Source organism: Candidatus Liberibacter solanacearum CLso-ZC1 (assembly GCF_000183665.1).
Taxonomy (GTDB): domain Bacteria; phylum Pseudomonadota; class Alphaproteobacteria; order Rhizobiales; family Rhizobiaceae; genus Liberibacter; species Liberibacter solanacearum.
Genome location: NC_014774.1, coordinates 268003 through 290269, shown reverse-complemented (window position 1 = coordinate 290269; position 22267 = coordinate 268003). Strand labels below are relative to the sequence as shown.

The following is a 22267-nucleotide window of genomic DNA, read 5'->3' as shown; positions in this document are numbered from 1 at the left end:
TAATCAAATTAAGATTAGTAGAAGGTTGACTTGGTTACACGTAGAGGGGATGTTTTATGGGTGCATTAGCAACAGACGCAGATAATTTTGATTTAGAGGTTTTGAAATGCTCAAATCCGGTAGTTGTAGATTTCTGGGCGAGTTGGTGTCGTCCTTGTGTGGCGCTATCTCCTATTATTGATGATCTTGCCGATGAATTGTCCGATAAGGTGAAAATCGTAAAAGTAGATATCGAAAAAAATTCTTCTATATCTACACGCTATAAAATAGTTTCTATTCCTACCCTTATTTTATTTAAAGATGGTCAAATGATAGACAAGATGATGCCTGGTGGATTGTCTAAAAATGATATTTCCAAATGGATATTATCTCTAGTTTAGTATTGCTAAACTAAAATTATTCAGATGTTATGCCTAAACTAAACAACATTTAGGATTGGGTTGGTTTTAATAACAATATGTTCCATTTTTATAAAGAGCTTCTCCGGCAAGATAAAGAGATCCTCCTATAAGGACGATGGCAGGCGGAAGGTTTTTATTGGTATTTTTTACTTTTACCAATGATTCCGTTAAGGAAGAACAAGCAAATGCCGTCAAACCTAATTTTTTTGCCCCTTGCATTAAAATTTGCGGGTTGATGCTTTCTGGTATGCTTTCATGCCCTTTGCACATAATAGGAACTGTTAATACAATTGGAGATAATCCTACAAATGCTTTCAAATAACCCTCATAGTCCTTATCTGCTAACATACCTATAACAAGATAGAATGTCTTTGTATCAAGTTCTTTCAATTTAGAAATTTCCCTCGCAATAACCAATCCTGCATCTGGATTGTGACCTCCATCTATCCAAAGCTCAGAATAATTTGGTAATTCGTTAAGCAAAAAACCTTGAGTTATTTTTTGAAGACGTCCTAACCAGTTAACTGATTGGAGAGCAATGTTGACACAATCTTTTTCTAATTTAAAACCAGCCGTTTGAACGGCACAAATCGCAGTTGCCGCATTAAAATACTGATGCTCACCCAAGAGATTTGGTGTTGAACAATTTATTTGAGAAGACTTGTCCTGATATACAAGATGCCTATTTTTGCGAAAAGCATAAAAATCATCCCCGTATACACGATATGTACATCCCATTTTTTGTGCTTTTGAAACAAGAACATCTCTTGCTTCATCATATGACTGATGACCTATAACCACAGGACATCCACTTTTCATAATAGCTGCTTTTTCTTTTGCAATTAAATCGACAGTTTTTCCTAAATATTTTTCATGATCCAAAGAAATAGACGTGATTACAGAAACCGCAGTTTTTTCAATTATATTCGTAGCATCAAAACGTCCACCTAAACCCACTTCAATAATAGCAACATCTGCAGGATATTCTGCAAACAAAACAAAAGCAGTGGCAACCGATGCTTCAAAAACACTAATATCTCGATCGTTATTAGTCTGAATAACACGACGAAATGTATCAAGTACTATAGCGTCTTCTACTAATTTTCCCCCACCCCCCTTAACACCTAAGCGAAAACGTTCGTTCCACCTAATAAGATGAGGAGATGTATGAACATGGACCGATAAACCTGACGTTTCAAGCAATCTCTGGATAAATGATGCCACTGATCCTTTGCCATTTGTTCCTCCTATATGAATAACCGGAGGAATATTATTTTGTGGTTTTCCCAAGTCTTCCAAAAGACACTTGATCCGTTGTAGCGAAAAAAAAGTCATTTTTTGCTCTTTAAACAGAAAATAGATTTAAAAGAGAGTTCGTCTCTCTTTTTACTACGTTTTTTTGGTCAATATTTTACATAATGTATATAGAGTTTTTGGAATATCATGCCTATGAACTATTTTATCTATCATTCCATGTTCCACTAGATATTCAGATCTTTGAAAACCATCTGGCAATTTTTCTCTTACTGTCTGTTCAATCACTCTTTTCCCAGCGAAACCTATTTCGGCTCCAGGCTCAGCTAAATGAATATCGCCAAGCATAGCATAGGAAGCAGTAACGCCTCCTGTTGTAGGATTAGTCAGGACGACAATATAAGGAAGACCCGCTTCTTTAAGCATGCCAACCGCAATTGTGGTACGAGGCAATTGCATAAGTGACAAAATACCTTCTTGCATGCGTGCACCACCAGATGCAGTAAACATTACAAGAGGGCATTGTTCCTCAATAGCTTTTTCAAAAGATTTTATGATTATTTCACCTGCAGCCATACCTAACGATCCCCCTATAAAAGAAAAATCATGCACAACGGCAACTAATTTTAAACCATGTACATTACCAATAGCTGATATGACTGAATCCACCAAATTGGTTTTAGAACGATTTTCTTTTAAGCGATCTATGTATTTTTTATTATCACGAAATTTCAATGGATCTTGACATGTTTGAGGTTGATCTAACAAAGAGTATTCCCCGTTATCAAACAAGAAATTCAATCTTTCTTTTGCCGGTATTTTCATATGAAAACCAGAAGAAAGTATAACCCTTTGGTTTTCTTCTAGATCTTTGTGATAAATCATTTCTCCTGTTTCCGGACATTTTACCCAAAGATTTTCCGGAATTGAGCTACGTCCGAATACAGAACTTATACGAGGACGAACAAAATTTGTGATCCAGTTCAAATCAAAAACTCCTACTGATACTTTGAATATTTGTAAAATACTACATCATATGCAAATTGCCAAATAGATCAATTTTTTTCAAGAAATTAAAATAAACAAAAGCTTTTTTTTTAATTGATATTTAACAACGCAACTATTTTTTAGTAAAACTAATTAGTTGAAAAAAACGATAATTTTTCTAACCTAAACAATATGTATATTTGCATTAGGTGGAACATATTGCCACAAGTGCATTTTACATTATAATTCAATAAAAAATATTCTACAAATAGATTGGCCATAATTTTACAATGTTTTTTTTGATATTGAGGTGCTTACGTGTTAATTATAGGATTGACTGGTTCTATTGGTACGGGAAAAACAACGGTAGCAAAATTTTTAATAAAAGAAAAAATTCCAGTCATCAGTTCTGACGATATAGTTAATAAGCTATATCATCATGAAGCTGTAGATATAATTGGGAAAAATTTTCCTGGATCAATCCAAAATAGCAGGGTTAATAAATCTTATTTACTTGAAGTATTACAAAAATCACCTGAAAAATTAAAAATTCTTGAAAGAATCGTACATCCAATGGTTAGGATGTATGAAAAAAAACTTTTACATGAGATGTCCTGTAGGGGGGAAAAAATAGTTTTTTTCGAGACACCGTTGCTTTTTGAAACTAATAAAGAGCCTTTGTTTGATGCAGTAGTTGTTGTAACTTGTAATTTTGAAACTCAACGTAAGCGTGTTTTATCGAGAAAAACCCATACTGAGGAAAGTTTTCTTTTTATTTTATCCAAGCAAATGAACGAAAAAGATAAGGTATCTCGCGCTGATTATGTTATAAATACAGAAGGAAAAATTGAGGAAATAGAAAAGGAAATTAAAAAGATGCTGCAGTTTATTTTCAAAAAAAGTAATGTTAAAAAACAAAATGCGTAAAATAATATTTGATATAGAAACGACAGGTCTTGATAAAAAAAATGATCGAATAATTGAAATTGGCGCCGTTGAACTACTAGACTATTCTAAAACTGGTCGAACTTTTCAAGTTTTTCTTTCCCCAGATGGAAAAAAAGTCAATCCTGAGGCTCTTAAATTACATGGCATAACCGATGAATTTTTGAGGGATAAACCGTTTTTCTCTGCAATTTTTCCTGAATTTTGGGATTTTTTTAATGATAAAAATGCTGAATGGATAGCTCATAATGCTAAATTTGACGTTGGCTTTATAAATGCTGAATTACAAAGAATAAACAAGGATCCTTTAGATCCATCAAGAATCGTTGATACTCTGTCCATCGCACGACGTAAACATCCCTCTTCTAGAAATGATTTAAATTCCCTTTGTAAACGATATGGAATAACCATTTCACATCGATCAAAACATGGAGCTCTGTTGGACTCCCATCTTCTTGCAGATGTTTATGTTCAAATGATGGTTGGAGGATCACAGATAGATTTCGGATTTAAAGCTAACGAAGATTTTCTTTTTGGAAAAGATGAAAATATAGCTCAGAATATTTCTTTCCTAAAAAGAGAGAAACCCCTTTCTTTAAGAATAACAGAAGAAGAAATAGCGGAACATACCAAAACAATTCAAATGATCGGAAAAAATTCTATTTGGAATCGGTATACTTCATCTAATCAATAAATCTATATATCAGGTTATTCCTTGTTTTCTATCGAAGATTGTTTTTGTTGAAATAACTGTAGAAAATCAATCTTATCAATCATAAGAGGAGGAAAACCACCATCTCTTATAGTATTGGAAATAATCTGTCTTACAAAAGGAAAAAGGAGTTGAGGACATTCAACAAATAGAATTTGCGAAATGTGTTCTTTTGGAAAATTAAAAACTTGGAAAATACCGCTATACGCAACTTCTAAGCGAAAAATTATTTTTTCGTCGTTTTTAGCTTCAATATCAAATGAAAGAACAACATCAAAATTAGTTTCAGAAATAGAATTTACATTAACTTGTACATTGATTTGTATTGCGGGTTTTTTGTTTTGAATATCAGCAAAACAGTAAGGTGCATTAGGAGATTCGAAGGATAAGTCCTTAATATACTGATTTAAAACAGTAAAAACTTGCTGTCCTTTTTGGTTTTTTTTCCCATTTTTTATCCTTTTATAAAAATTAAACCCGAATGTTTAACATTTGAATTTGAATAACACAACCCTTGCCTATGGAAATAGAAACAGGTATTATAATGACACTTGTCTTGATAAGTTTGGATATGAATTTTTTTTTAAAAAGATCAATGTATTTGCAATCTTTTAAAACAAGAAATATTTTTTTTGATAACTTCTCACTTATTTTATATACTAAATTTAGAAGTTGTTGTTATGATCGGTATATTCAAGCTTTACAGAAATGGTTTTAATGATAATGTATTTAGGTGATTTTTTGATACTTTTATGTTTTTTTATAGCAGTTTTCGTTATTCTGAAGTTACGCAGTGCTTTAGGAAAAAGAACGGGACATGAAAAACCGTTATCAGGGTTTTCTCCTGAACAACGAAAAAAATCCATTTTTTCTCCAAAGGGCGATGGATGGAATGTTGTATCCTTAAATAAAGGGAAAAAAGAAGATGTCTTAGATTCCATCAATGGGTTATTCCCTGTTGGTACTCGGCTGAATAAAGTTTTTCGAGACATTGTGTCCATCTATTCTGGTTTTGATCCCAAGGATTTTCTAAATGGAGTTCGGGATTCTTACGGTGTAATAGTAGATTCTTTTTTTGAAGGAAATATTCTTAAAATTGAAAAATTAATTGATAGTAAGGTTTATCAAGACTTCGCCGATTCACTTTTAATACAAAAGTCCAGTGAAAAAGTTATTAAATCAAGTCTTGTGGGTTTAGATGACCTAAAAATTGTTAATGCAAGCGTAGAAGGAAATAATATTTACATCACAACTCGTATAGTTGGACAATTTATTTCTGCTTCCTATGATAAAAATAATGCTTTGATTGCTGGTGATCCTGAAATTTTCGGCAAAGTCGTTGATGTTTGGACTTTTGTTCGTAATATTTCTTCTAGCAATCCTAATTGGATATTAATTTCCACAAAACCAGGGGAATAATGTTTATTCCCCCTTTTTTTTGTTACGGCGTTTTGATTATACCAATCAAGTCGTTTTTTGAAGATTTGAAAGTTTCTAAAAAATATGAACAATAATATTCAAAACTCCAGTTACAGCGCTGATTCAATACAAATTTTAAAAGGTTTGGATGCTGTTAAGAAAAGACCTTCTATGTATATAGGTGATACAGACGACGGATCTGGATTGCACCATATGGTTTATGAGGTTTTAGACAATGCTATTGATGAGGCATTGGAAGGATATGCGGATATTATTAATGTTACGTTGAATATGGATGGTTCATGTACGGTAAGCGATAACGGACGCGGTATTCCAACGGATATTCATAAAGAAGAAGGGATTTCCGCTACAGAAGTTATTATGACTAGGTTGCATGCAGGAGGTAAATTTGATCAAAACTCCTATAAAGTATCAGGAGGGTTGCATGGTGTTGGTGTTTCTGTAGTTAATGCGCTTTCCTCATGGTTAAAATTACGAATTAAGCGTGAAGGAAAAATTTATGAAATGTCCTTTATTAATGGAATAGTTGATTCTCCATTGGTTGTTGTAGGTGATGCTGGTAAAGATACTGGTACAGAAATTACTTTTTTGCCTAACAGTGATATTTTTTCCATCCACGATTTTGATTGTGATGTTTTAAAACACAGATTGAGAGAGCTTTCTTTCTTGAATTCTGGTGTTCATATTTCTTTGGTAGATAAACGATGTTCTGATCCCCGTGAAATAAAATTGTTTTATGAGGGTGGTATAGAGGCTTTTGTTTGTTATTTAGATAGACACAAAAAACCATTGATACAAAATCCCATTAGAATCCAAGGAATGCGCGATGAAATTAGTGTTGATTTGGCAATGAGATGGAATGATGGGTATCATGAAAATGTTTTGTGTTTTACCAATAATATTCCTCAAAAAGATGGTGGAACCCATTTGGCAGGTTTACGTTCTGCGTTAACTCGTCAAATTACTTCTTATGTAGAAAAAAGTTTTGGTTCTAAAAAGGATAAAAGATCCGTCGTTGGTGATGATTGTAGAGAGGGATTTACATCTGTTCTTTCTATAAAAATTTCCGATCCAAGATTTTCCTCTCAAACCAAAGAAAAACTCGTATCTTCGGAAGTACGTTCTGTTGTAGAAGGTCTTGTTACTGATGGTCTTTCTTCTTGGTTAGAGGAACATCCATCTGAAGCAAAAATTATAGTTAAAAAAGTTTTAGAGGCTTCTATGGTGAGAGATGCAGCACGACGTGCTCGGGATCTTACGCGTCGTAAAGGTGTTTTAGATATAGCGTCTCTTCCAGGAAAATTAGCTGATTGTTCAGAAAGGGATCCTAAAAAATCAGAGTTATTCTTAGTTGAGGGTGATTCTGCTGGTGGTTCTGCAAAACAAGGTCGTTCACGCGAAAATCAAGCTATTTTACCCTTACGAGGAAAAATTTTAAATGTAGAGCGTGCTCGATTTGATAAAATGTTATCTAGTCAAGAAATAGGAACTTTGATTACCGCTCTTGGTACGGGAATAGGTCAAGATAGTTTTGATATAAAAAAATTACGCTATCATAAAATTATTATTATGACAGATGCTGATGTCGATGGAGCCCATATTCGAACTCTTCTTTTAACATTTTTTTTCAGACAGATGCCTTCTTTAATCCAAAATGGGTTTTTATACATCATAAAACCACCTCTCTATGGTATAACGAGAGGAAAATCCTTACAGTATGTTAAGGATGAAGAATCTCTTGAGGATTATCTCATTAATCAAGCTTTATCAGAAGAAATAGAGCTTTCTTTTGGTTCTACAAAAATAACTGGAAACGATTTACGTAGTTTTATTGATGATGCTTTAAAAATAGATAAGCTTATTAAAAGTTTTTATCCAAGTTATGATAAAATATTTATTGAACAAGTGGTAATTTCTGGTATTTTTAATTGCGAAAATACTCAACAAATTAATGAAGATCTTGCTTCTAAATTAGCAAATAGGTTAAATTTAATCGCAGAAAAATCTGAGGTTTGGTCTGGTAGTATTGTAGATAGTGGTAATATACTTGTTAAACGTGTTGTTCGTGGTGTGCAGGAACAATTTATTCTTAATGGATCTTCTATTTTTGCGTTTGGATCTCGATATAAAAGAATTTTTTCAAAAAGAATCGAAGAAAATTATTTAACGATTTCACATTTGATTTGTAATGGAAATAAAATAAAAATAGTAGGACCTTGTTCTTTGTTAGATACAATATTTTCTATAGGACGCAAAGGGGTTTCTATGCAGCGTTATAAAGGGTTAGGGGAAATGAATGCTAGCCAACTCTGGGATACTACACTAAACCCTGAAGCTCGTTCCCTATTGCGTGTTAAAATAACTGATGCTTCTCAAGCTGATGACGTTTTTTCCCGTTTAATGGGTGATGAAGTAGAACCACGCCGCGAATTTATACAGGAAAATTCACTATCGGCTACTATTGATATATAAATTAAGATATCTCACTTCTTTTCTTCTAGCTGTAAAAAATATTATATTTTTTATTAAAACAACTTTTTTATTACATCGTTGGAAATTATATTAGAAATAAATAAATTTATTGTAATTTAAAAATATAAATCAATTGCTTTTTCTTTTTTAAGATCATTAATAAGTTCCGTAATGGGTAATCCTACTACAGCAAAATAACTTCCTTTAATAGAACTAAATAGCTGAATACCATCCTTGTCAATTTGATAAGAACCTACGCTGAGTAAAGCTTTTTTCCCTATTTTTTTTAGATAAAATTTAATAAATTCTTGAGAAAATTTATACATAGTTAACTGTGCTACAGAAATATGATGGTGTAAAATCTTCCCATTTTTTACTAAGACATATGCACTGCCAATACGATGTTTTTTTCCTGATAATTGCAGTAAATTTTTCTCAGCTTCTTTCATATCTATAGGCTTATGATAAATAACATTTCCTAAAGACATTGTCTGGTCGCATCCTATAACAATAGATTGAGGGTACCGACTACTTACTTCCAAAGCTTTTTTTTCTGCTAGTATAAGTGCAATTTTTTCAGAATTTTTTTTATGAGATATTTCTAAATCTTTTTCTATTTTTCTTTCATCAATTTCAGGTTTTACAACCGAAAAATGAATACCAGAATTTTTCATTATCATTTTACGTGACAAGCTAGAAGATGCTAAAATAATAGATTTTGACATAATTCAATCATACATAAACCATTTATTAAGAATAAAAATATACAATAGTTTTATTCTTATGAATAGCGTTTTTTTCACAGGTATATTCTTTTTACATGAAAAGATCTTTCTAAAAAAATCCCTTCCTGTTAAAAACTAAAAAATTTATCCACTTATTTTCAATTTATTATATAAAAAAATAATTTTATGAATATATGTTAATAAAAAGTTATTTTTTTTCTTCACATCTTATTCACATAATTTAAACTATAAAAATGCACTAAGTGTTCGATTTTCCCTTTTTTATCGGGATCAAATGTGTTTATGATAAAAAAGTGTTTTTCTTATTGTTTATAGATTCTTGATCTTATAAATCTAATACAATGTGAATAAAAAATAATTCCCACTTTTTACACACTATAATAATAATAATAATAAATCTTTATAAAAATATTTAATTATTTATGAACAAGCAAAAACAAAAAATACTTCAAGTTTTAAAAGGAAATATAATTACTCCTCCCCCTATTTGGCTTATGCGACAAGCGGGAAGGTATTTACCTGAATATAGAGAAATACGTAAAAAAAATAAAAATTTTCTAAATATGTGTTATACACCTGAATATGTGGTTGAAATAACAATGCAACCAATACATCGATATAAATTCGATGCTGCAATTTTATTTTCTGATATTCTTGTTATACCCGATGCTCTTGGTAGAAATGTTCGTTTTATAGAAAATGAAGGTCCAAAAATGGATCCTATAACTGTCAAAGAAATTTACGGATTAAATCCCAATATTGATTTTATTTTAAATTATCTTTCATCAATATTTAAATCAATTTCTATTTTGCGAAAAAAATTACCAAATAATATAACTTTAATTGGTTTTTGTGGTGCACCTTGGACTGTTGCATCATATATGATATCTGGTTGTCCTACAAAAGATCATACAGAAACTAGAATTTTCGCTTACCAAAATAATCATGCATTTAATTGGCTTTTGGATTTTTTATCTGATATTTCGGCGGAATATTTAATAGCTCAGATTCGTTCTGGTGTTGATGTAATCCAAATATTTGATACACATGCTGGTTTTCTTGGTGAGTGTGAATTTGAAAATTATGCTGCTAAACCAGTTGGTCGTATAATATCTGCAGTACGCAAAAAATGTCCAAATGCTCAAATTATTACTTTTGCTAAAGGTGCTGGATATATGCTTAAAAACTATCGACAGTTGACTGATTCTAATGCTATAAGTTTAGATTGGTCTGTACCCTTATCGTTTGCATTTGATCTTCAAAAAGAAGGACCTGTTCAAGGAAACCTTGATCCAATGCGTTTAGTTGTTGGAAATAAAGTTATGAAAGATGGAGTAAAAGCAATTTTAGATACATTGGGTTCTGGTCCTCTTATTTTTAATCTTGGACACGGTATTACTCCACAAGTTGATCCTAAAAATGTTTTAGATTTGGTTGAAACCGTACGTTCAGGAAAGAATTAATGAAATTTTTAGTTTCGGATTCAACAGGGAAAAAAGCTCAAATTATAGCTTCTATTGCTTTATTTCTTTTTCTCGTTTTAGTTCTATTTTATTTCTTTTTTTTTACGCTTCAATTTAATTTATGTATTAAAAGTATACATATCATATCTATAATATCTTGGATGGCAGGATTACTTTATATGCCAAGAATTTTCCTCTATCATAGTTTAGCAAGTCCAGAAACAGACCAATACAAGACTTTTGGAATTATGGAAGAGAGACTTTTTAAGGTTATTATGAATCCAGCTATGATATTATCATGGATATGTGGTTTATATTTGATATGGACAGTACCTTACACTCAAATCGGATGGTTTCGTATAAAGATGATCTTTACTCTTTTGTTATCATCCTACCATGTTTATTTGGCGTTTTTAATAAGGGATTTTAAAAATAAGAAATCACGTTATAGTCCTAAATATTTCAAAATAATAAATGAAATACCAACTGTGATTATGATTGTTATTGTATTTTTATCTATTATAAAACCTTTTTGATTTTTTTGATATTTTTTTTGATTTTATGTTTTTTTTTTGTAGTTTAGTCAAAAATTATTATCAGTCAGTTTGTTTATTTGTTGATTGATATTTTTTAAATATGGATTTCTTTTCATATTTTCTTTCTTCCGTGTTTATACGTTTTTCGTATTGTTCTTAAATATATCTAAGGTGGTTTAATCTAATGTCTGAAATGAAGCTTCAAGAGCTTAAAAATAAGTCTCCAACTAAACTTCTTGCTTTTGCTGAATCACTTGAAATAGAAAATGCTAATGTTATGCGTAAACAAGAGCTTATGTTTTCTATATTAAAGGTTTTGTCTGGTCGGGATGTTGAAATTATAGGTGAAGGGGTTGTTGAAGTTCTTCAAGATGGTTTTGGATTTTTACGTTCTCCTGATGCTAATTATTTGGCAGGTCCAGATGATATTTATGTTTCTCCTTCCCAAATTAGAAGTTTTTCTTTAAAAACAGGCGATACGGTTGAAGGGCCAATTCGTGCTCCTAAAGAAGGTGAAAGATATTTTGCTCTTTTAAAAGTAAATTCTATTAATTTTGATGTTCCAGAAAGAGTAAGGAATAAGATACATTTTGATAATTTGACACCACTATATCCAGATCAAAGATTTAATATGGAGTTAAATGATCTGGAAAAAAAAGATATATCTTCTCGTGTTATTGATTTAATAGCTCCTATTGGAAAAGGGCAAAGAAGTTTGATAGTTGCCCCTCCCCGTACGGGTAAGACAATGCTTCTTCAAAGTATAGCTCATTCAATAAAAAACAATCATCCAGAATGTTATTTGATTGTATTACTTATTGATGAAAGACCGGAAGAAGTAACTGATATGCAGAGATCAGTACAGGGAGAAGTAATATCTTCAACATTTGATGAATCTGCTGCTCGACATGTACAGGTAGCTGAAATGGTTATTTCAAAAGCTAAGTGTCTGGTTGAATATGGACTTGATGTTGTTATATTATTAGACTCTATTACCCGTTTATGTCGTGCTTATAATGTTTTAATGCCATCTTCGGGAAAGATTTTAACTGGAGGGGTTGATGCAAATGCGCTCCAACGTCCAAAAAGATTTTTTGGTGCGGCGAGAAATATAAAAGAGGGGGGATCTCTCACAATTATTGGTACAGCATTGGTTGATACTGGAAGTCGTATGGATGAGGTAATATTTGAAGAATTTAAAGGAACTGGTAACTCTGAAATCGTTTTAGAAAGAAAAATAGCAGATAAGCGTATTTTTCCTGCTATGGATATTATTAAATCTGGAACTCGTAAAGAAGATTTATTGGTAGAGAGACAAGATCTTCAAAAAGTCTTCATGTTGCGACGTATTGTTTCTTCTATGAATAGTTCTGATGCTATAGAATTTTTAATTGATAAATTAAAACAAACTAAAGATAACAAAGAGTTCTTTTATTTGATGAACAAACAAAACTAATTTAAAAAATATTTTTAAGTGTTTTAATTGGTAGAAAAATAATCACTTATGAATTATGAAAAAAAAACAATTTTTGCTTTGTCGAGTGGTATTCTTCCTTCTGCTATCTCTGTAATTCGTTTATCTGGTTCTTCTTGTTTTCAAGTTTGTGAATTTATTTGCAAGAAAAAAAATCCTTTGCCACGTGTAGCATCTTTGAGATTTTTCTATGGTTTTGATGGTAGAATATTAGATAAAGGTTTGCTTATTCTTTTTCCTTCACCAAAATCATTTACGGGGGAGGATTGTGCTGAATTTCATGTTCATGGTGGAATTTCTGTTGTAGATGGCATTTTAGAAGAATTAGCAAAAATGCCGAATTTACGTCGTGCAAATCCTGGAGAATTTTCTCGTAGGGCTTTTGAAAATGGTAAAATTGATTTACTTGAAGCAGAAAGTCTAGCTGATTTGATTTCTTCGGAAACTGAGATGCAGCGTCGTCTTTCTATGGAAGGAATGTCTGGAAAACTCTCTAATTTATATAATGGATGGATAAACAAATTAACTTATGTACGTTCCTTTATAGAAGCTGATTTGGATTTTTCAGATGAAGAAGATGTTCAAAAATTTTCTTCTAAAGAAATTTGGAATGATATTTTATTACTTAAAGATGAGATTTCTTCCCATATATCCCAAGGGAAATTAGGGGAAATTATTCGTAATGGTTATAAAATTGTTATTTTAGGAAATTCTAATGCAGGGAAATCTAGTTTACTGAATGCATTAGCAAAAAGAGATGTTGCGATAGTTACTGATGTTCCTGGTACAACTCGTGATGTTATTACAATAGATTTAGATTTAGGTGGATATCTTGTTAAAATATCAGATACTGCTGGTATTCGTGAAACAAATAGCATTGTTGAAAAAGAAGGTATAAAAAGAGCATTTCGTGAAGTAGAAAATGCTGATTTAATTTTATTACTGGAAGAAATATCCTCAAAAACAGAAATTTTATTTCCAAAAAATATTGCTTTTATTTTTATTGGAACAAAAAGTGATCTTTATGATAACTCTTTTAAAGAGTATGATCATCTTATATCTAGCGTTACAGGAGAAGGGTTAGAAGAGTTGATAAATAAAATAAAAAATATTATTTCTAATAAATTTAAGACAAATTCTATGTTTATCCCAAGTCATAAAAGGCATTTAGATCATTTGTCTCAAGCTGTAAAATATTTAGAGGATGCTTCTTCAGGTGAAAAAGATTGTGGTTTAGATATTATTGCTGAAAATTTACGTTTAGCATCTATTTCTTTAGGGAGAATAACAGGAAATGTTGATGTGGAACAATTACTTGATATTATATTTTCAAAATTTTGTATTGGTAAATAATTACTTTTGGAATATGAGGTAAATTGTGTTAAAGTCATGTTATGATGTTATTGTTATTGGTGGAGGACATGCCGGTTGTGAAGCAGCATCTGCAGCGGCAAGGATAGGAGCTTCTACTGCACTTATAACTCATAAAATTTCTACTATAGGGTCTATGTCTTGTAATCCAGCTATTGGAGGGCTTGGAAAAGGACATCTTGTTAGAGAAATAGATGCTTTAGATGGTTTAATGGGACGTGTTGCAGATGCTTCTGGTATTCAATTTCGTATATTAAATATTAAAAAAGGACCCGCAGTGCGCGGTCCACGTACCCAAGCAGATCGAGAATTATATCGTTTAGCAATGCAAAGGGAAATTTTATCTCAAGAAAATATAGATGTAATTCAAGGAGAAGTAACTGATTTTAATGTAAAAGATGATAAAATTTCTTCTATACTAATGCAAGATGGGACTATGATACGTTGTTCTACATTAGTTTTGACGACGGGAACATTTTTAAGGGGTATTATTTATATAGGAAAATCAAAAATTCCAGCAGGTAGGATGGGTGATCCCCCATCAAATTGTCTATTTAATAGTTTTATGCAATTTGATTTTGATATGGGGCGTCTTAAAACAGGAACCCCTGCTCGACTTGATGGACGAACTATTATCTGGGAAAAAACTGAAAAACAATACGCAGATAAGAATTTAGTCCCTTTTTCTTTTATGACTGATAAAATAACTAATAAGCAAATTGCATGTGGAATTACTAGAACTAATTTTGAAACACATCGTATTATTACTGAAAATATAAAACATTCTTCAATCTATTCAGGTGATATTAAGTCGCGTGGTCCTCGATACTGTCCATCAATAGAAGATAAAATTATTAGGTTTGGAGAACGTAATGGTCATCAGGTTTTTTTAGAACCAGAAGGACTTTGTACTCATGTGGTTTATCCCAACGGTATATCTACGGCTTTACCAGAAGAAATACAACATCAATTTATTCGTACAATTCCAGGATTAGAAAAAGTAGAGATTATTTCTCCGGGATATGCAATTGAATATGATTATGTAAATCCAGAGGAATTATATCCAACTTTAGAAACAAAAAAAATTACCGGATTGTTTTTAGCTGGGCAAATTAATGGAACAACAGGATACGAAGAGGCAGCCGCTCAAGGATTAGTTGCGGGTATAAATTCTGCTCGAAAATCTAAAGGATTAGATTGTGTTTGTTTTAGTCGTACTGATTCTTATATTGGGGTTATGATAGACGACTTAACTTCTAAGGGTGTTGTGGAACCTTACAGGATGTTTACTTCTCGTGCAGAATATCGCCTTTCTCTTCGCACAGAAAATGCTGATAATCGTTTAACCCCTATAGGGATGGAGTTGGGATGTATTGGAAAGGAAAGAAGAGAACGTTTTAAAAATTATATACAGGAATATAATTTGCTGCGGGATCTGTTAAAATCAGTTATTATAACTTCTAAAAATATTGCTTCCACTTCCATACCTTTAAAACAGGATGGAAAAATTCGCAATGCTTATGATCTTTTATCGTATCCAGATTTTTCTATTAAAAATCTTTTTTCAATATACCCTGATGCTTGTAAATTTTCTTCAATTGTTCTTGAAAGACTTAAGATTGAATCTTCTTATGATGTTTATACAAAAAGACAAATGGTAGAGGCAAAAGAAATTAAATTTGAAGAAAAAAGACTTATTCCAAATGATTTTGATTATTCTTCTCTTCCCGCGCTTTCAAATGAATTAAAAGAAAAGTTATCTTGTGTAAAACCTTTTAATTTATTACAAGCTTCGAAAATTGAAGGTATGACTCCTGCTGCTTTAAATTTACTTTTGATTTATATTAAAAAGAACACTTCTATAAAAGAAAATAAAATGGTTTAATATGAAATATTACGATTCGAGTAATATATTGAGAACAAATTATTTTTTAAAAACATATAATGTTTCACGTGAAACATTAGAAAAATTAGAATATTTTTATTTTTATTTTTAAAATGGTCTAAAGTAATAAATTTGGTATCACCTTCTACAGTAGAAGATTTTTGGAAGCGTCATATTGAAGATAGTCTTCGAGTCTTTCAATTACATCCTTATTCTTCTGTTTGGGTTGATTTGGGTAGTGGAGGTGGTTTTCCTGGAATTGTTACATCTATCCAACTTGCGGAAATTAAAGGAGGGTGGGTTAATTTAATTGAATCTAATAACAAAAAAGCTGGTTTTTTGCGGTATGTTCTTAAACAAACTGAAGCTCGAGGCAAGGTTTTTTCTTGTCGTATTCAAGAAGCATCAAAACTAATTGAAAAATGTGATATTATATCTGCTAGAGCTTTGGCAAATCTTGATATTCTTTTAGAATATAGTTTTCCGTGGTTTTCTAAAAACAATAATATTAAAGCTTTTTTCTATAAAGGATGTAATTATCAGTTAGAAATTAATAAAGCACAATCTCGGTGGGATTTTTCTTTTATAAAACATAATAGTCTTATTGAAAATGAATCTGTTATTTTAGAAATATCTCGTTTGAAACGTATTTTAACATTTTGAATACGAAAAGGTATATACCATGGAAGAAAAAAATACTCGAATTATTACTATAGCTAATCAAAAAGGGGGTGTAGGAAAAACCACCACAGCTATTAATCTTTCTACTGCTTTAGCAGCTATTGGGGAAAATGTTTTGTTAATAGATTTAGATCCCCAAGGTAATGCAAGTACTGGTCTCGGGATTGAATTGCAGGATAGAGAATACTCTTCGTATGAAGTCTTAATTGGAGAAAAGGGAGTTGATCAAGTTTTGATTAATACTTCTATTCCCAACTTATCAATTATTCCTTCTACTATGGATTTATTAGGTATAGAAATGAGATTGGGTGGAGAAAAAGATAGGTTATTCCGCCTTGATAAAGCTTTGAATGTTAAGTTAAATAAAAAATTTTCTTATATTTTTTTAGATTGTCCTCCTTCGTTCAATTTGTTAACTATGAATGCTATGGTGGCGGCTGATTCAATATTAGTTCCACTTCAATGTGAATTTTTTGCTTTAGAAGGATTAAGTCAGCTTTTAGAAACGGTTGAAGAAGTACGTCGTACAGTTAATTTGGAACTTGATATACAAGGTATTATACTAACTATGTTTGATTCTCGAAATAGTTTATCTCAACAAGTTGTGTCAGATGTTAGAAAAAATCTTGGAGAAAAAGTATATAATACAGTTATACCAAGAAATGTTAGAATTTCTGAAGCACCTTCTTATGGTAAACCCGCTATTATATATGACTTAAAATGTGCAGGAAGTCAGGCTTATTTAAAATTAGCTTCAGAAATAATACAACAAGAACGTCAAAGAAAAGAAGATACTTAGTTTAAGGATAAGGAATGTCAAATAATAACTCTAAACGTAGACTTGGTCGTGGACTTGCTGCTCTTATAGGAGAAGTTAATCAACCCACTGATTCTTATGAAAAAAAAACAGAAAAACCTTCTGAATATCAAAATCATATATCTATTCACTCTATAGTTCCTAATCCTCACAATCCTAGAGATTGTTTTGATTCAGAAGAATTAGAAGAACTTTCTAAGTCAATTCTTTCTCATGGTATACTACAACCAATAATCGTACGGGAAGTAGACAATGGATTGTATAAAATAATTGCAGGTGAAAGACGTTTTCGAGCAGCTAAAAAAGCTTCTTTGTCGAAGATACCAGTAATTATTCGTGATATAGATGATAAACATTCTCTTGAAATAGCTATTGTGGAAAATGTACAACGTAAAGACTTAAACCCTTTGGAAGAAGCTTTAGGTTACGAACAATTGATTTCTGAATATGGATATACACAGAATGATCTTGGATCAATTATAGGAAAAAGTCGTAGTCATATTTCAAATATCTTAAGAATTTTAAAATTACCTGATTCTGTTAAAAAAATGATTCTAAAAGGAGAACTTTCTTTAGGACATGCTCGTGCTTTAATTTTAACTTCTGACCCTTTATCTCTAGCAGAAATTATTATTTCTAAAAAAATGTCAGTACGTGATACAGAAGAATTAGTCAAAGAAACAGAAAATAAAGGAATAAATTTAAAAAAATCTTTTAAAAAAGATGTTGTTCAAAAAAATGATTTTGCTATTTTAGAAAAAAAAATATCTTCTAAACTTGGTTTAAATGTGTCTATAAAACATCTAAATAATAGAGGACAAGTTTGTATTAAATATAAAACAAATGAGCAATTAGATCTAATATGTTCTTTATTAGAAAAAATTGAATCTTAACTATTTTTTAACGTTTCTGTATTTTGTGAGCTGTTTGTGAAATTAACAATATAATTTGAAATATAATACTTTTTTCAAGAGATCTTTTTTTTCGTAGAAGATGGATTTCTTGATTAATTTTATGTAATATTTTTTTTATAATATTTTTATTCCAAATTTGTAAAAACTTTTGTAATAATAATCTCTTTTTAGGAATACGAGTTTTTTCAAATTTTTGGATTGTTTTTTCAATAGATATTTCAAGAAATTCACTTTCTATATAAATTTTCTCTAACAATTGGAATTTTTGTAAGAATCCATTTAATAACGCATGTGGAGACATTTTTGATCCAAAAAAAAATTCAGCCATTATAATGGCATTATAGGTATCTCCTTGCATAGTAGTCTCAATAATTTCTTCAATATATAATATATGTGTATCGCAGATTATATCCTTTACATGTTTTTCTGTTATAAGAATATCTTCTAAGCAATAAGATGCTAGTTTTTGCAGTTCAATTCGAGAAGCAATACGATCTCCTCCTAAGTTTTCAAATAATGCTTGTTTTCCTTCTATTGATATTTGTTTTTGATCTAAGCAAAGTTCTTCTTTTATTAAATTTATTAAGTCTATAGGGCTGTCGGGATAACAAGATATAGAAAGAACAGATGTAAATTTTTCTGCTATTTTTCTTAGGATATTATATTTTTTTGGTTCGTTTGACGTAATAATAATCAGGTTATTATTTATATTTTTTGAAATAATTTCTTCTAAACAAGTTAAAACTTTTTTTTCAGCGGATAAGTTTTCAATTAAAATAATTTTTTTTCGTTAAATAAACTGATTGACTTTACTTCATTCCATAATATTTCTGGGTTTTCTTGAATGTCTAAAGCATTTAGAACAACAAAATAAAATTGATCATGGTGTAAAACACCTATTCTTTTTTTGAATTGATTAACTAATTCAAATATTAATCCTTTATCTGATCCATAAAAAATGAATACAAAATAGGAGGTCAGTAATTGATCAATAGATTTTTTTGTAAATTCATTGGATCTTATTGCAACCATTTTATTGATCTACGTTTTTTATAAAACTAACAATATCAATATGGATATTTTCTGCTAATTCTTTAATAGCTTTTGTTTCTGTATTTTTAATAGTTCGCATTTTAGCAAAATTTTGATTTGTAAAGGAGTACAAAGACGTTACAACCGTATGGTTTTTATATAAGATCTTTCCTGTAGACAGCTCTTTTAAAGAGTAATTGGCTTTTAAAACAATGCGTCCTATATTGTTAAAAAAAATATTATCAATAGAATTTTCTGTATTACTAATTACATTTACATTCAATTGGTATTTATTTTTTGTAAGGATGGCTGATGTTAAGAAATTTAAATTTCGATATATTTCTTGTATATTATCTTTAGAAGATACTAATATTTTTATTGGGTTAATATACGTAGTATTATCCTTGTTTTTAGAATAATAAAGTGGATATATTTTATAATCACAGCTAACAAGGAAAAAACAACTGGATAATATAGATATTATAGACGCTATATATATATTTTTAGACAACAATATTAACAATCCTTTTTGATACAATGATTATTTTTTTAGGAGTTTTCCCTTGTAATGTATTTTTTATTGTATTTAAACTTAATGCAGTTTGTTTAATAAAATCATCATCAGAATCTGTTGGAACTGTGATATAGGCCCTTTTTTTACCATTCACTTGAATAGGAATGATAATATTTTCATCAACTGTCAATAAATCATTAAATTTTGGCCATTTTTTCTGTACCACTAATCCTGTATTTCCTAACAATTGCCAACACTCTTCTGCAAAATGTGGTATCATTGGAGAAATTACAATGATTAATTTTTCCAAAATATCTCTGATAGTAAATTTTAAATCTTCACTACTATTTCCTTGTGCAATTTGTATGAGTGGCGTATTAATGATATTTACCAACTCATGAATATTAGCAACGACTTTATTAAAAGATAGTCTTTTATAATTTTCTTCAGCTCTTTTAAAAATTTTTGTAGATTGATCAATAAGAAATATATTCTCTTGTTTTGAGGATTTTATTGATATTTTATGTAATTCAGTTTTTGCATTATCAATCAAACGCCATATTTGTTGTATAAATCGATGGGTGGAATCTACCCCGGTATTAGACCATACAATATCGCGATCCGGAGGAGAATCTGATAAAACAAACAATCTAGCTGTATCGGCTCCGTAAGATTGGATGATTTTATAAGGATCTATTACGTTTTTCTTTGATTTTGACATTTTTTCTAAAAATCCTATAATTACTTTAGAATTATCAGAAATTCGAAAAGCGCAAACTTTGCCATCTATAGTTTTTAAGGCTATTTCTTCAGGCTTTAAATATCTCTTTTTTACTCCATCTAATTGATAATATGTTTCATGGGTAACCATTCCTTGAGTAAACAAACGTTTAAATGGTTCTTGAATTTTAGTATGGCCTATTTTTTTCATTGCATGGGAAAAAAATCGAGCATAGAGAAGATGTAAAATTGCATGTTCAATACCACCGATATATTGATCTACTGGCAACCAATAATCGATTAATTCTTTATTTGTAGGGACTTTTGCATGAGGATCCATGTATCTCATATAGTACCATGAAGAGTCTACAAATGTATCCATGGTATCGGTTTCACGTAACGCTTCTGATCCACATTGTGTACAAAAAACTTTTTTCCAAGTTGGATGATTGTCAAGCGGATTACCTGGAAGGTTAAAATTAACGTCTTCTGGCAATTTTATAGGTAAATCTTCTTTAGGAACCTCAACAATACCACACTTCTTACAGTGGATAATAGGAATAGGACATCCCCAATAACGTTGGCGCGAAATACCCCAATCACGTAAACGAAAATGAATTTTTCTCTTTGCCACAGGAGATCCTAGAAGCATTTTTTTCTCTAAATATAGTATAATGGCTTCAAAAGCTTCTGCACTTGTCATCCCATTGAGAAAAGATGAATTAATCATGATACCACTGTCGAGATATGCCTTTTCCTCTTTGAGAGTGGCTTTAGAATTAGCGTTATTTTGCTTCATGATAGGAAGAACAGGTAAGTTATATTTTGATGCAAAATCCATATCGCGTTGGTCAGCAAACGGACATCCAAAAATTGCGCCAGTTCCATAGTTCATGAAAACAAAATTCGCAATATAAACGGGGATTTCTAGATCAAGGATCAAAGGATGTTTGACACGAATACCAGTGTCAATTCCTTCTTTTGTAGTTTTGCTTAATTCAGAGAGAGAGGTTCCTCTTTGACTTTCTTTAATACAAAAATTTTTTATATCTTCTCTATTAGATGATAAGTTTTGAACGATTGGATGATCTATAGCTATTGCTATAAAAGATGCACCAAAAATCGTTTCAGGCCTTGTTGTGTATACTACAATTTCTTTAGTATGGTCTATCGTATTTGGAACAATTTCCCACCGAATTTCTACTCCTTCAGAGCGTCCAATCCAATTTTTTTGCATAATCTTCACTTTTTCTGGCCATTCAGAAAGAGTTTCGATAGAATCAAGTAATTCCTGAGAAAAATCAGATATTTTAAAAAACCATTGTGGTAAATTACGTTGTTCAACTAATGCATCAGAACGCCATCCACGACCATTTATGACCTGTTCATTGGCCAGAACTGTTTGATCCACAGGATCCCAATTTACCTGTGAGGTTTTTCTCACAACCAAATTGTTTTTCATGAAATCTAAAAATAGTAATTGTTGACAATGATAATAATCATCATCACAAGTAGCAAATTCTTTGCTCCAATCTATAGACAAACCTATAGATTTGAGTTGTTCTCGCATAACTTTAATATTATCATAAGTCCACTTTTTAGGATGAATGCCATTTTCTCGCGCTGCATTTTCTGCTGGCATTCCAAATGCATCCCAACCCATAGGATGTAAAACAGAATATCCTTGTGCCATCATAAATCGAGCTATGACATCACCTATTACGTAATTTCGTAAATGTCCCATATGAATATTTCCAGATGGATACGGAAACATTTCAAGAACGAAATATTTTTTAATGTTTTTTTGATCATTGGATTTGAAAATAGAGGTTTCGTCCCAAACTTTTTGCCATTTTAAATCGGTTTCTTGGGGATTATATTTTTTTTTTCCATCTTAAGGCCT

Annotated in this window: 19 protein-coding genes and 2 pseudogenes; 13 read left to right on the top strand and 8 right to left on the bottom strand. The window is 30.9% G+C overall.

Annotated features, from left to right (window positions below):
• Positions 1-56: 56 nt before the first annotated feature.
• Positions 57-380, top strand: a complete 324-nt coding sequence (trxA, locus tag CKC_RS01400; protein WP_013461702.1) for a thioredoxin — start codon at positions 57-59, stop codon at positions 378-380.
• Between the two features lie 66 nt (positions 381-446).
• On the opposite strand, the gene CKC_RS01395 is transcribed toward trxA, so the two are convergent.
• Both CKC_RS01395 and accD read right to left on the bottom strand, forming a co-directional pair.
• On the bottom strand, positions 447-1736 hold the full coding sequence (locus CKC_RS01395) for a bifunctional folylpolyglutamate synthase/dihydrofolate synthase (protein WP_013461701.1): 1290 nt from the start codon (positions 1734-1736) through the stop codon (positions 447-449).
• 54 nt (positions 1737-1790) lie between these two features.
• A complete protein-coding gene (accD, locus tag CKC_RS01390) occupies positions 1791-2642 on the bottom strand; it encodes an acetyl-CoA carboxylase, carboxyltransferase subunit beta (protein WP_013461700.1) in 852 nt (283 codons plus the stop codon).
• 318 nt (positions 2643-2960) lie between these two features.
• On the opposite strand from accD, the gene coaE reads away from it, so the two are divergent.
• Entirely contained in the window at positions 2961-3569 is a 609-nt protein-coding gene (gene coaE, locus CKC_RS01385) for a dephospho-CoA kinase (RefSeq protein ID WP_013461699.1), read from the top strand.
• On the top strand, positions 3562-4281 hold the full coding sequence (gene dnaQ / locus CKC_RS01380; RefSeq protein ID WP_044054219.1) for a DNA polymerase III subunit epsilon: 720 nt from the start codon (positions 3562-3564) through the stop codon (positions 4279-4281). The genes coaE and dnaQ overlap by 8 nt, the downstream gene beginning before the upstream one ends.
• 14 nt (positions 4282-4295) lie before the next feature.
• Here the strand turns inward: dnaQ and secB are convergent, their stop codons facing one another.
• Positions 4296-4757, bottom strand: a complete 462-nt coding sequence (gene secB / locus CKC_RS05905; RefSeq protein ID WP_080551005.1) for a protein-export chaperone SecB — start codon at positions 4755-4757, stop codon at positions 4296-4298.
• A gap of 283 nt (positions 4758-5040) precedes the next feature.
• Here secB and CKC_RS01370 point away from each other — a divergent pair, with 283 nt between their 5' ends.
• Both CKC_RS01370 and gyrB read left to right on the top strand, forming a co-directional pair.
• Complete coding sequence (locus tag CKC_RS01370; protein ID WP_244391972.1) at positions 5041-5718, top strand: Tim44/TimA family putative adaptor protein; 678 nt, start codon at positions 5041-5043, stop codon at positions 5716-5718.
• A gap of 84 nt (positions 5719-5802) precedes the next feature.
• Positions 5803-8211 carry a DNA topoisomerase (ATP-hydrolyzing) subunit B gene (gene gyrB, locus CKC_RS01365; protein ID WP_013461694.1) on the top strand — a complete coding sequence of 803 codons (2409 nt, stop codon included), beginning with the start codon at positions 5803-5805 and terminating at the stop codon, positions 8209-8211.
• 116 nt (positions 8212-8327) lie between these two features.
• On the opposite strand, the gene CKC_RS01360 is transcribed toward gyrB, so the two are convergent.
• Positions 8328-8936: a Maf family protein gene (locus tag CKC_RS01360; RefSeq protein ID WP_013461693.1), complete on the bottom strand. Its 609-nt coding sequence runs from the start codon at positions 8934-8936 to the stop codon at positions 8328-8330.
• 443 nt (positions 8937-9379) lie between these two features.
• Here CKC_RS01360 and hemE point away from each other — a divergent pair, with 443 nt between their 5' ends.
• The 8 genes and pseudogenes from hemE (at position 9380) to CKC_RS01320 (ending at position 18077) form a co-directional block, all read left to right on the top strand.
• Positions 9380-10420: a uroporphyrinogen decarboxylase gene (hemE, locus tag CKC_RS01355; protein WP_013461692.1), complete on the top strand. Its 1041-nt coding sequence runs from the start codon at positions 9380-9382 to the stop codon at positions 10418-10420.
• Entirely contained in the window at positions 10420-10956 is a 537-nt protein-coding gene (gene hemJ / locus CKC_RS01350) for a protoporphyrinogen oxidase HemJ (protein ID WP_013461691.1), read from the top strand. Before hemE ends, hemJ begins: the two co-directional genes overlap by 1 nt.
• 184 nt (positions 10957-11140) lie before the next feature.
• Entirely contained in the window at positions 11141-12412 is a 1272-nt protein-coding gene (gene rho / locus CKC_RS01345) for a transcription termination factor Rho (protein WP_013461690.1), read from the top strand.
• Positions 12413-12460: 48 nt separating this feature from the next.
• Positions 12461-13783: a tRNA uridine-5-carboxymethylaminomethyl(34) synthesis GTPase MnmE gene (gene mnmE, locus CKC_RS01340; RefSeq protein ID WP_013461689.1), complete on the top strand. Its 1323-nt coding sequence runs from the start codon at positions 12461-12463 to the stop codon at positions 13781-13783.
• A gap of 25 nt (positions 13784-13808) precedes the next feature.
• Positions 13809-15686, top strand: a complete 1878-nt coding sequence (gene mnmG / locus CKC_RS01335) for a tRNA uridine-5-carboxymethylaminomethyl(34) synthesis enzyme MnmG (protein WP_013461688.1) — start codon at positions 13809-13811, stop codon at positions 15684-15686.
• A gap of 1 nt (position 15687) precedes the next feature.
• Positions 15688-16349: pseudogene (gene rsmG, locus CKC_RS01330) on the top strand (16S rRNA (guanine(527)-N(7))-methyltransferase RsmG).
• Between the two features lie 19 nt (positions 16350-16368).
• Positions 16369-17166, top strand: coding sequence for a ParA family protein (locus tag CKC_RS01325; RefSeq protein WP_013461686.1), 798 nt, complete (start codon positions 16369-16371; stop codon positions 17164-17166).
• Positions 17167-17180: 14 nt separating this feature from the next.
• Positions 17181-18077 carry a ParB/RepB/Spo0J family partition protein gene (locus tag CKC_RS01320; RefSeq protein WP_013461685.1) on the top strand — a complete coding sequence of 299 codons (897 nt, stop codon included), beginning with the start codon at positions 17181-17183 and terminating at the stop codon, positions 18075-18077.
• Positions 18078-18084: 7 nt separating this feature from the next.
• Here the strand turns inward: CKC_RS01320 and CKC_RS06260 are convergent, their stop codons facing one another.
• From CKC_RS06260 to leuS, 4 genes and pseudogenes are all read right to left on the bottom strand, one after another.
• On the bottom strand, positions 18085-18426 hold the full coding sequence (locus tag CKC_RS06260; protein ID WP_013461684.1) for a hypothetical protein: 342 nt from the start codon (positions 18424-18426) through the stop codon (positions 18085-18087).
• Between the two features lie 443 nt (positions 18427-18869).
• Positions 18870-19130, bottom strand: a complete 261-nt coding sequence (locus CKC_RS06255; RefSeq protein ID WP_013461683.1) for a DNA polymerase III subunit delta — start codon at positions 19128-19130, stop codon at positions 18870-18872.
• A gap of 1 nt (position 19131) precedes the next feature.
• The gene (locus CKC_RS01310; RefSeq protein ID WP_244391971.1) at positions 19132-19641 is read right to left on the bottom strand and encodes a hypothetical protein; all 510 of its coding nucleotides are present in this window, start codon (positions 19639-19641) and stop codon (positions 19132-19134) included.
• A pseudogene (gene leuS / locus CKC_RS01305) lies at positions 19634-22258 on the bottom strand (leucine--tRNA ligase); the annotation flags it as partial. The gene CKC_RS01310 and the pseudogene leuS, both read right to left, overlap by 8 nt.
• Positions 22259-22267 lie beyond the last annotated feature (9 nt).

Excerpts from the sequence above, each read along its gene's own strand:
- CKC_RS06255 (WP_013461683.1), bottom strand. The coding sequence starts at position 19,130 with ATGGTTGCAATAAGATCCAATGAATTTACAAAAAAATCTATTGATCAA.
- CKC_RS06260 (WP_013461684.1), bottom strand. The coding sequence starts at position 18,426 with ATGGCTGAATTTTTTTTTGGATCAAAAATGTCTCCACATGCGTTATTA.
- trxA (WP_013461702.1), top strand. The coding sequence starts at position 57 with ATGGGTGCATTAGCAACAGACGCAGATAATTTTGATTTAGAGGTTTTG.
- hemJ (WP_013461691.1), top strand. The coding sequence starts at position 10,420 with ATGAAATTTTTAGTTTCGGATTCAACAGGGAAAAAAGCTCAAATTATA.
- dnaQ (WP_044054219.1), top strand. The coding sequence starts at position 3,562 with ATGCGTAAAATAATATTTGATATAGAAACGACAGGTCTTGATAAAAAA.
- CKC_RS01325 (WP_013461686.1), top strand. The coding sequence starts at position 16,369 with ATGGAAGAAAAAAATACTCGAATTATTACTATAGCTAATCAAAAAGGG.
- CKC_RS01320 (WP_013461685.1), top strand. The coding sequence starts at position 17,181 with ATGTCAAATAATAACTCTAAACGTAGACTTGGTCGTGGACTTGCTGCT.
- gyrB (WP_013461694.1), top strand. The coding sequence starts at position 5,803 with ATGAACAATAATATTCAAAACTCCAGTTACAGCGCTGATTCAATACAA.
- CKC_RS01395 (WP_013461701.1), bottom strand. The coding sequence starts at position 1,736 with ATGACTTTTTTTTCGCTACAACGGATCAAGTGTCTTTTGGAAGACTTG.
- rho (WP_013461690.1), top strand. The coding sequence starts at position 11,141 with ATGTCTGAAATGAAGCTTCAAGAGCTTAAAAATAAGTCTCCAACTAAA.
- CKC_RS01360 (WP_013461693.1), bottom strand. The coding sequence starts at position 8,936 with ATGTCAAAATCTATTATTTTAGCATCTTCTAGCTTGTCACGTAAAATG.
- mnmE (WP_013461689.1), top strand. The coding sequence starts at position 12,461 with ATGAATTATGAAAAAAAAACAATTTTTGCTTTGTCGAGTGGTATTCTT.
- hemE (WP_013461692.1), top strand. The coding sequence starts at position 9,380 with ATGAACAAGCAAAAACAAAAAATACTTCAAGTTTTAAAAGGAAATATA.